Origin of the sequence: Candidatus Viridilinea mediisalina, from assembly GCF_002532535.1 — a bacterium.
Classification (GTDB): Bacteria; Chloroflexota; Chloroflexia; order Chloroflexales; family Chloroflexaceae; genus Viridilinea; species Viridilinea mediisalina.
On sequence record NZ_NQWI01000167.1, the window covers coordinates 1 to 7,739 of the forward strand.

Below are 7,739 nucleotides of genomic sequence, written 5' to 3' on the forward strand. Positions count from 1 at the left end.
CCACGCCTACGACGGCGACGGTTACGCTGGGTAGCGCCAGTTTCCCGCTGAGCGAGACGCTCGCAGGGAGTGGCATCTTCAGCACAACGATCCCCGCCGCGCAGGTGGCGACGGGCGCGTTGGCGGTGGGCTACCATTGCGCCGCTGCGCCGCTGAGCGAGCCGTTGGGCCGCGTGACGCTCTACGACCCGAGTGGCTTTGTGCGCGACGCGACCACCAACCAGCCGATTGCGGGTGCCGTGGTGCAACTCTTCCAGGTGCCGAGCCATGCGCCCAAGAGCGGGCCGCTCGATACCGCGCCGCTCACTTGTGAGACGCCGGCTACGCTGGGCAATCGTACATGGGACGATCTGCCTCCCGCTGATGAGGCGCTGGGCGTCGTCGCCATGCCCGATCCCAACCTGATCGATCCGCAGGTCAACCCGCAGATCACCGGCGCGGATGGCTACTACGGCTGGGATGTCGCCGAGGGCTGCTGGTATGTTACCGTGGAGGCGCCCGGCTACGAGCGGCGCGTCAGCGCCATGGCTGGCGTGCCACCGGAGGTGCTTGATCTGCATATGCACCTCACGCCGCTTGCGGGCGCGGCTATTCCGACGCTCAGTTTCGCGCAAGCAAACTACGACCTCGCCCCGGGCAGCAGCAGCATCACCGTAGAGGTGCAACTGAGCGCCGCCAGCAGCGGCCCGGTGACGGTACAGTACCGCAGCAGCGGCGTGAACAGCCTCGCCACCATCGGCAGCCTCAGCTTCGCCGCCGGCGAGACCAGCCAGCCAATCGTGATCCCTGTAGAGCGAACGCAACTCAGTGACAGCGAAGCGGGGCTCATGCTCACCCTGAGCAACCCCGTCGGGGCGCGGCTAGGTGAACAGGCGAGTACCACCATCAGCGCCGGGCCGATCCGCGTCTTCTTGCCGCTCGTGCGGCGCTGAGGAGGGTTATACCGATACCTACAGATTCCTGGGTGCGTTATCCCGCAAAAATCGCATCACAACGCCAAGAATCGTACCACCTTCGCCCCCTCTCCCGCAAGCGGGAGAGGGGGTAGCTTTCAGGTATACAGTTTTTTGCTACGCCGCTTTCTGATGCGGTGGAGCAGCGGATGGCGCAGCGTCAGAAGTGTCAAGACTTTTTGGCAGCGGTTCGGGAACAAGCGCCATTGGTGGGAGATCACGACCGTGAATCAAGGCGACCACAAAGAGCAGGCGTCCGCGCTGAAAGCAACTGATGCGGCGCGGTTGCGGGGTATCATCATCGCTCTTGCGCTGATGGGCAATGTGCTTCGGCGAAAGATGTTCCCGGTTCGGTTCGGGGGTGGTGACTTCATCGTGAATGCCCATACTGACCACCAACAGGGTGGCGACCGCCATGGCCAGCCAGATGCGTTCGGCGCGGGCCGGGTCGGTCATCCGGGTCTGTTCCCAATGCCACCCGCCTCGCTTCATGTCCTTGTAACTGCACTCAATCCACGCCCGCAGGCGATACCACGCCACATCCGCCTCATCGGGTGCCAAGTCGGTGAGAATCAGCCACGGATCGGTATACGGGGAGTCCCAGCGGGCCAGCAGGGTACATGTCACTTGGCGCTCCTTGGTGGCAAAGCAGACGACGCGGCCTTTCCAGCCGGGACCGTCCTTGGTGACGGCCGTACTCAGTCCTTTAAACTCCTGCTCGTCAATCGGACGATACTTGCCCTGTCGGTTGATGCGCAGATACGGATGCCAGCCTATCCCCACAATGGTATCGTAGAGCCATTTGGCATACAAGCCACGGTCTGCCATGACGATGACCTTCCATTCGCTGGGAACACTGCCCTCAAGGTGCTTGAACAAGGCTTCCCAATGCGGTCGCCACGCCCCTTTGGCCGTCGCACACACGATCTTCCATGCCACCGGAATGGCACAGCCCCGAATCACCACATGAATCGACAAGACCGTAAACCGCTGTCCCAACGAGGAGGCATCCATCGCGACCTGCAGTTCCTTGACGGCGTCGGGGAACAACGAAACGACCCAGCGCATGAGCGGCGCAAAACATGTCGTCACCGCGATCTCGCGCCGTTTCTGCCCCTGTTTGGCACCACGCTTGTCCTTCGCATCGAGATACCATTCGTGCAACTGCGCCCGCGTGGCGTTGACCGAGCGTTCCATCAGAAACGCCATCAGCGTTGAGAGCAGGTGCAAGCCCACGTAGCGTCCGATCACTATCCCGGTCACCCACAACGTCAAGGTCAGCGACTGGGGATGCGTCAGATGGGGCAGATGAGTTGACACCAAGCGCAAGCATTGCCATAATCCTTATGAGGAAGCCCTCCTGCGCTGCCTCATCGCCATGTTTGTCGCCCTTCAGGGCGTCTCCTGGGGCATCACCACGGACAATCGTATCAGGATTCTGGTGAATTCCCTTTTCAGCGCCATGTCGTCTGACGTACCAGTTGTTGTCGTTCTTCGGCTGTGATCAGGTTGAAGCCCTCTTCACGGTTAAGGTAGACCATCTCTTCGTTCTTGACGCGCACCACCAAATCGGGGGCACCATTGCCGTTCATGTCGGCTAGACGCATGGTGACCGGGGTGAGATCTTCGCCTGCGCCGAAGAGGTAGGGGCCAGGTAAGACCCGTACCTTGGCGGCGTCACCACCCGGCAACTCCAGAATCACCACCTGACGATCAAGATTCATGGCAATCAGATGGGTTGGTGCGCCAACCTCTTCGGGCCGTCCAACATTTGCCACCAGATGGAATGTTCGTGGCCGCCCGTACTGCACATCATGCATCAGGGTCTGCAACCACCCGAAGAGACTACCCAGCACCACGTAGGCGGCTAGCACGGCAATCAAGCCGGTGATGACGTAGGCGACTGTGCCGACATTGCGTGTGGGTAGCACTCGTTCCGTCCGACGTGCCGGGCGTATGTCTTGACTCCGTACCATCGCACACCTCCTCAACCTTGCTAGTAAGTTGCAAACCCATGACACCACCACCTTGCTCTTGCTTTTACTTAGTTTAGCTCTTTAGTGCTACAACTCATCCGTGCTAGAGTATAGCGCATCTGTTCAAAAACGTCAAGTACTAAAAAGTACCTTTGTTCGCTTTTGCTGCTTTGCAGCAAAAGCGAACAAAGGTACTTTTTTGATTTCGCTCCTTTACCCCTGGGCGGCGCGGTAGCGCCGAATCAGGCTGTTGGTGGAGCTGTCGTGGTTGAGGGTTGGTTCGCTATTGCTTGAGAGTTCGGGGAGAATCTGGGCGGCTAGGACTTTGCCCAGTTCGACGCCCCATTGATCGAAGGCGTTGATGCCCCACACGGCGCTCTGGGTAAAGACGCTGTGTTCGTAGAGGGCAATGAGCGCGCCTAAGCTGGCTGGGGTGAGCCGTTCGGCCAAGATGGTGCTACTGGGCCGGTTGCCGGGGAAGGTGCGGTGGGGCACGAGCCATGCGGGGGTGCCGGAGGCCGCGACCGCCTCGGCGCTCTTGCCAAAGGCTAAGGCTTCGGCTTGGGCGAACATGTTGGCCATCAGCAGATCATGGTGTTGCCCCACAGGGTTGAGGCTGTGGCAAAAGCCGATGAAGTCGCACGGGATCAGTTTGGTGCCCTGGTGGATGAGTTGGTAGAAGGAGTGCTGCCCGTTGGTGCCGGGTTCGCCCCAATAGATCGCCCCGGTTTCGTAGTCTACCGCTGCACCGTCGCGTCGCACGCGCTTGCCGTTGCTCTCCATGGTAAGCTGCTGCAAGTAGGCCGGAAAACGGCGTAGGTATTGGTCATACGGCAAGACCGCTTGGGTCTCTGCGCCCATAAAGCTGGTGTACCAGACCGCGAGCAGGCCCATGAGCACCGGCAGGTTCTGCGCAAAGGGGGCGCTACGGAAGTGGTCGTCCATGGCGCGGAAGCCACCGAGCATGGCGTGGTAAGAGCCAGAGCCGAGCGCGAGCATCGTTGAGAGGCCAATCGCCGAGGTCATAGAGTAGCGCCCGCCGACCCAATCCCAGAAGCCGAACATGTTGGCCGGATCGATGCCAAAGGCGGCAACTTCTTTGGCATTGGTCGAGACCGCCACAAAGTGGCGTGCTACGGCCTCTTTGTCGCCTAAGCGATCCAGCAACCATTGGCGTGCCGTCTGCGCGTTGGCCATGGTCTCAAGGGTGGTGAAGGTCTTGGAGGCGACAATAAAGAGCGTCTCGTTGGCCTCAAGGTCGCGGACTGCCTCGGCGAAATCGGTGGCATCTACGTTTGAGATGAAGCGTAGGGTGAGTTCGCGGGCGCTGTACTGACGTAGGGCATCATAGGCCATTGCTGGCCCCAGATCGGAGCCACCGATGCCAATATTGACGATGTTGCGGATCGGTTTGCCCGTGTAGCCACGCCACACGCCACTACGTACCTGGTCTACAAACTGGGCCATGCGGTCAAGCACGGCATAGACTTCAGGCACGACATTCTGGCCGTCCACTTCGATCACGGCGCCGCGTGGGGCGCGCAGCGCAACGTGCAGAACGGCGCGCTGCTCGGTGTTGTTGAGCGTTGCGCCCGTGAACATCGCCGCAATCTGTTCGCGTAGCCCCACCGCCTCGGCGAGGGCGACCAGCTTGCCCAAGGTCTCGTCGGTAACCCGTTGTTTACTATAATCAAGGTAGAGGCCCGCAGCCTCAGCCGTCAGCCGTTCGCCACGAGTCGCATCGCTGGCAAAAAGGTCACGCAGGTGGGTCGCTTGGATCGTCGCAGCATGCTGCTGCAGCGCCTGCCATTCGGGGCGGGCTGAGGGTGGGGTCATTGGCTCACTCATCTCCGGCTCCTCACAGTTTTGGGTTACACTCTGCTCATATTATAGCGCCGTTGGCGCTATGCTGCTTGTGCTACAATTTTTGTAGCGTGTCTATAACTTGGGATGACGAGAAATCTGTGAGGATGCGAGGGAACCTTGTTTCCTCGCGCCCCCTTAGAGGCTGTCTGAAAAGTTTATGAACTGGCGTTGGAGTGCCGGCTTCAGCCGGCTAAAGCCGGCACTCCAGCGCATATCCACTAGCTTTTCAGACAGCCTCTTATCGAAACCGTATGTTGAGCTGCTCATCACCTAGATCCAACCAATGCAACTATTTGATTTGAATCCTTTTTTTGAATTTTCTTCCGATCTGCTTTGTATCACTGATACAACCGGAACCATTCTGCACACGAATCGAGCCTTGCGCGAATTTGCAGGTTGGGCTGAAGGGGCTACACCGTTCAGCATGCTACTGCATCCCGACGAGCAGAAATGGGTTGAGCAAGAGTTGGCCCGGCTAACGAATAGTGAAGCGCCGGAAGTAGCCTTTAGCTGCCTGTGCCGTAGCCACACAGGCAACTATGAACGCGTGGCGTGGCGGGCGATGCGCCATCCACGTGAAGCGGCCTACTACTTGAGCGGGCGTGAAGAGCAGACGACCACTCTCACGGCCTTGCAAAATCAACTTGCCCATGTAGCGCAAGAGTTGCAGATCAGCCAGACGCGCCTAGAGAATGCCCAGCGCCTAGCCAGTGTGGGAAGCTGGGAGTTGGACATGATCACGCACGATCTCTGGTGGTCAGCGGAGATCTACCGCGTCTTTGAAGTGAACCCCAACGAAACAAATGCATCGTTGCAACTCTTTCGTACAATGGTTCACCCAGATGATCGTGCTGCGGTGAGTGCCGCATTTAGTGCCGCCATAGCCAACCGAACGCCCTACACGATTACGCATCGCCTGTTGTTCCCCGCTGGCCGGGTCAAGTATGTGAGCGAACAAGCCTTTATCGCCTACGATTCCACTGGCACAGCGCTCAAGGCAATTGGCACCATGCAAGACATCACGGCGTGGCAAGAGGCCGAGAATGATTTGCGGCGCAAAGATGCGGCGGTGGCGGCGTCGCTTAATGGCATTGCTATGACCGATCTTGATGGACTGCTTACCTATGTCAATCAATCCTTTCTTGACTTGTGGGGCTATGATCAAACCGATCAGGTATTGGGGCGCCCGGCTATTTCATTTTGGGATTCCGCCGAACATGCGGCTGAGGTGATACGCAGCATTCGGGAGGATAGCAAATGGATGGGCGAGTTGCTGGCGCGGCGTACTGATGGGCAGCAGCGCGCCATCCAGGTCAGCGCGAGCCTCTTCCATGATGCTTTAGGTTCACCTCTCGGCATGGTAGCATCGTTCCAAGACATTACTGAGGCCAAACGGATCCAAGCCCAATTCCTCCAGGCTCAAAAGATGGAATCGATTGGGCGTTTAGCCGGTGGCGTGGCCCACGATTTCAACAATCTGCTCACGGTGATGAAGGGCTACCTTGATTTAGCGATGCTCTCACTCAACCTGGATGATCCGTTGGTGCATGATCTGAGCCAAGTGAGTAAAGCTATCGACTCAGCCGCTGGGCTGACCCAACAGCTCTTGGCTTTTTCACGGCGTCAGCTCATTATGCCTCAGGTGATCAGTCTCAATGCGGTGATTGTGCGCGTCCAGCGCATGCTGCTACGCTTATTGGGTGAAGATATTGAACTCCAAACCATCCTCGACCCTGAGCTTGCCTCAGTGCGCTTTGATCCGGGGCAGTGCGAACAGATCATTATCAATCTTGCGGTCAATGCCCGTGATGCCATGCCCTATGGCGGAAAACTTACCATCGAGACAACCCATGTCGAACTAGACGAAGCCTACATCCGCCAGCACAACGAAGAGATTCGCCCTGGCAACTATGTCCTGTTAGCCGTCTCTGACAACGGCGTAGGCATGAGCAAAGAGGTCTTAGCAAACCTCTTTGAGCCCTTCTTCACCACCAAAGATCAGGGCAAAGGCACGGGACTGGGGCTGGCCATGGTCTATGGGGCCGTCTCACAAAACGGCGGGCGCATCGAAGTCTACTCGGAGCCCAACGCAGGCACGACCGTGAAACTCTATCTTCCGCCCGCAGAAATGAGTGAGAGCACCATCGAGCAACCCAAAGCGGCTACGACGCTGCCACGGGGCAACCAGACGATTGTATTGGTTGAAGATGACGAGATGGTGCGAACCTTAGCGACGCGCCTGCTGATCGCGCAGGGCTACCGCGTTTTTGCCTTCCGCGACGGGCCAGCAGCCCTACGCATCGTTGGTGCTATGAATGATCCGATTGATCTCCTCATCACGGACGTCATTCTACCTGGTATGAACGGGCGCATCTTGGCCGAAGAGTTGCAAGCCTTGCGCCCTAGCATCAGGGTTCTCTTCACTTCAGGTTACACCTCGAACGTCATTGCCCATCATGGCATCCTAGAAGAGGACATTGAGTTTCTGCCCAAGCCCTATTCAATTGACCAATTGTTGCAGCGGGTGGGCGAGTTGTTGTGATACCAGAAGACGGATGGTTTGTGGCCGAGGTGCCCAGCATCCCCGGCTGTATCAGCCAGGGCCGCAGCCGCATCAACACAAAACGCGGAACCTCACTCGTGAGATTCCGCGTTCTAACGTGGAGCGGGCGACGCGATTCGAACGCGCGACCATCTGCTTGGAAGGCAGATGCTCTACCACTGAGCTACGCCCGCATCTGTACGCCAGACTCTACCATAGCTACGCCAAGTTCGCAAGCACACGTAATCCCAATTACCCTTGAACATGCCACATGATCAAGAACGCTACAGCCCATTGGGACGCCATGTTCGGCAATCTCCAATCTGCAATCTACAATCTCCAATCTGCAATCTCCAATCTCCAATCTCCAATCTCCAATCTCCAATCTCCAATCTCCAATCT

Annotated in this window: 5 protein-coding genes and 1 tRNA gene; 2 read left to right on the forward strand and 4 right to left on the reverse strand. The window is 58.2% G+C overall.

Annotation, left to right across the window (positions count from 1 at the left end; translation table 11 throughout):
• Positions 1-932 (forward strand): hypothetical protein (locus CJ255_RS23805; protein WP_165774844.1); only part of this gene is annotated, 932 nt, incomplete at its 5' end.
• A gap of 138 nt (positions 933-1,070) precedes the next feature.
• Here CJ255_RS23805 and CJ255_RS24210 read toward each other — a convergent pair.
• The 3 genes from CJ255_RS24210 to pgi all read right to left on the reverse strand — a co-directional run bounded on the left by CJ255_RS24210 (position 1,071) and on the right by pgi (position 4,777).
• Positions 1,071-2,273 (reverse strand): transposase, encoded by a 1,203-nt coding sequence (locus tag CJ255_RS24210; protein ID WP_217352504.1) that lies wholly within the window; start codon positions 2,271-2,273, stop codon positions 1,071-1,073.
• Positions 2,274-2,407: 134 nt separating this feature from the next.
• Positions 2,408-2,929, reverse strand: coding sequence for a hypothetical protein (locus CJ255_RS20180; protein ID WP_097645884.1), 522 nt, complete (start codon positions 2,927-2,929; stop codon positions 2,408-2,410).
• A 213-nt stretch (positions 2,930-3,142) separates the two neighbouring features.
• A complete protein-coding gene (gene pgi, locus CJ255_RS20185; protein ID WP_245863620.1) occupies positions 3,143-4,777 on the reverse strand; it encodes a glucose-6-phosphate isomerase in 1,635 nt (544 codons plus the stop codon).
• Positions 4,778-5,219: 442 nt separating this feature from the next.
• On the opposite strand from pgi, the gene CJ255_RS20190 reads away from it, so the two are divergent.
• The gene (locus CJ255_RS20190; protein WP_165774845.1) at positions 5,220-7,337 is read left to right on the forward strand and encodes a hybrid sensor histidine kinase/response regulator; all 2,118 of its coding nucleotides are present in this window, start codon (positions 5,220-5,222) and stop codon (positions 7,335-7,337) included.
• 119 nt (positions 7,338-7,456) lie between these two features.
• Here CJ255_RS20190 and CJ255_RS20195 read toward each other — a convergent pair.
• Positions 7,457-7,531: transfer RNA gene (locus CJ255_RS20195), tRNA-Gly, on the reverse strand.
• Between the last annotated feature and the right edge of the window lie 208 nt (positions 7,532-7,739).